At 44.5% G+C, this 2430-nt stretch carries 2 protein-coding genes; one reads left to right on the top strand and one right to left on the bottom strand.

Annotation, left to right across the window (positions count from 1 at the left end; translation table 11 throughout):
- Positions 1-48 precede the first annotated feature (48 nt).
- The gene (locus DXA54_RS25675; RefSeq protein ID WP_229119331.1) at positions 49-294 is read right to left on the bottom strand and encodes a hypothetical protein; all 246 of its coding nucleotides are present in this window, start codon (positions 292-294) and stop codon (positions 49-51) included.
- A 349-nt stretch (positions 295-643) separates the two neighbouring features.
- On the opposite strand from DXA54_RS25675, the gene ltrA reads away from it, so the two are divergent.
- Entirely contained in the window at positions 644-2299 is a 1656-nt protein-coding gene (gene ltrA, locus DXA54_RS25670) for a group II intron reverse transcriptase/maturase (protein ID WP_004316241.1), read from the top strand.
- Positions 2300-2430: the final 131 nt, after the last annotated feature.

Genomic DNA, 2430 nt, shown 5'->3' with positions numbered 1-2430 from the left:
CAAGTTTGTGCGACGTGAAGTTGCGTAAGTGATTGTGTAACATCAAGATTACACCTCCAGTTCCGTCTGGAGTAGCCTACGGACACGTGCATTGGGAGTAATCCTTTTGTACGGAGCTGTCCCGACAAGGTAGCCTTTCCAAAAGGAGAAGATTGAACCGTGAGGGGAAATCAACGGCTGATAACACCATTCAGCACGAGGAGCTTGGCTTAGCGGTATGGTCAACGAAAGTGAACTGTCCGATAAACATCGTAAGGTATAACGAGCCAAAGGCTGTTGACAGGCTCGGACCAAAAGGTAAGCAGTCGGCTGTCCTCTTGAACTTTGGGGGCACACGGACATTAGCACTGCCGGTGGAATAGACAGGACCTAACCCGCTTATTTATCACTTATGTAAAACACGGTAAGCCCGTATCTCTCCAGTTCATCAGAGCTGGTAAGCAAGCCGCAAGGCAAGCCTACATGGGGTGTGGGTATAGGATAGCGGAAAAAGCGAATGCCTCCCTGTAATGGGGAGGATACGGATTGAGCCAATATCACGGGTTGGTAAAGGTAACATCATCCGACACGAAAGTGGGCAGACTTCCGCCTATGGTGACACTTTACAAGATAGTTTACAGAACTTTTAAAGAAAGGAAAGCAAATGAACGCAAAGAAATTGGCGTGTGCGCCCGAAGACATAGACATTCACGAACTCTGGTCGAAAATCGACTGGGACAAATGTGAGCGTTTTGTCCAAAAGCTGCAAGCACGTATTGTAAAGGCTCAAAGGGAAGGCAGAAATAACAAGGTGAAAGCCCTGCAATGGATGCTTACCCACTCGTTCTACGCCAAAGCATTGGCGGTAAAACGAGTTACGACTAACAAAGGAAAATCTACTTCCGGCGTTGACAAGATTACATGGTCTTCTCCATTGGCGAAAGCCAAAGCCATATTCACTCTGAAAAGACATGGCTACAAGCCACAACCTTTAAAACGTGTAAATATCAAAAAGAAGAACGGGAAATTACGCCCACTCGGAATACCAACGATGAAAGACCGTGCGATGCAGGCATTGTACCTAATGGCACTTGACCCGATAGCGGAAACCACTGGCGACAGCCATTCCTACGGATTCCGCAGACATCGCTGTACACATGATGCCATCGAGCAATGCTACATCGTTCTTTCTCGTTCGGTCGCTCCCGAATGGATTCTTGAGGGGGACATCAAAGGATGCTTCGACCATATCAGCCATGCGTGGTTAATCAACAATATCCCTATGGATAAGGAGATACTACGCAAATGGCTCGAATGCGGATATGTGTTCAATGGAGAACTCTTTCCTACGGAAGAGGGAACCCCACAAGGTGGCATAATATCCCCAACTCTTGCAAACATGGCACTTGACGGACTGCAAGATTTGTTGGAAAAGAGTGTCAAGAAATATCAGGTGAACTACAAAAAGATAGTTCCTAAGATACATCTTGTACGATATGCAGATGATTTCATTGTAACGGCAAAGGATAAGGAAACGATAGAACAGGTTATACTTCCATTAGTACGTAAGTTCCTTGCGGAAAGAGGTCTGACACTATCAGAAGAAAAGACAAAAATCACACATATAAATGAGGGATTTGACTTTCTCGGTTTCAATATCCGAAAGTTCCGCAATAATACGCTGCTGACAACTCCATCCAAAGATGCGCAAAAGAGGTTTTGCGAAAAAATCCGCAAGACGATAGAAGCCAACAAGTGTGTAAAACAGAAGTCACTTATTATGATGCTGAATCCAATCATAAAAGGTTGGGGTAATTATTATAAATATGGTACTTCTGCGAATGTATTCCACCGAATGGATTGGGAAATCTTCAAGAAAATATGGCAATGGGCAAGACGCAGACATCCGCAGAAATGTAAAGGATGGGTAAAGGATAAGTATTTCAGAACACTAAATGGGCACTCGTGGAGATTTGCGGCAGATATGGGCAAGAAAGATAAGATTGATTATCTCGAACTGACCTATCTACCAACCATCCACCATGAGAAATTCGTCAAGGTTCGGCATTATGCCAATCCGTATGACCCATCAGATAAATCGTACTACGAATGGAGAGAAACCTACCGAATGAAGCAAACGCTGAAAGGCAGGCAATCTCTAATAAACATTTGGAAACGACAGAATAAAGTATGTCCTGTATGTGGAGAGCGTATTGACAGGGAAAGACCTTGGAGTATCACTGAACAAATAGTCAGTGGACGAAAGGTAAGAACTCTTGTACATACCAGTTGTAAACGTAAAATGCAAAGTAGATTATGAATATGAAAGTCGAAAATGAGATGGCTCTACCGATAACAAAGTCGGTAACGGTCATGTTGCTTGAGCCGTATGCGGGGAAACTCGCACGTACGGTTCTTAGAGGGGAAAGCTCCCGTAAGGGGGCTGACCTA

The sequence above is a fragment of the Bacteroides sp. OF03-11BH genome, assembly GCF_003604005.1.
Lineage (GTDB): Bacteria > Bacteroidota > Bacteroidia > Bacteroidales > Bacteroidaceae > Bacteroides > Bacteroides ovatus.
This window is presented reverse-complemented; position numbering and strand designations above follow the sequence as displayed.

Excerpts from the sequence above, each read along its gene's own strand:
- ltrA (WP_004316241.1), top strand. The coding sequence starts at position 644 with ATGAACGCAAAGAAATTGGCGTGTGCGCCCGAAGACATAGACATTCAC.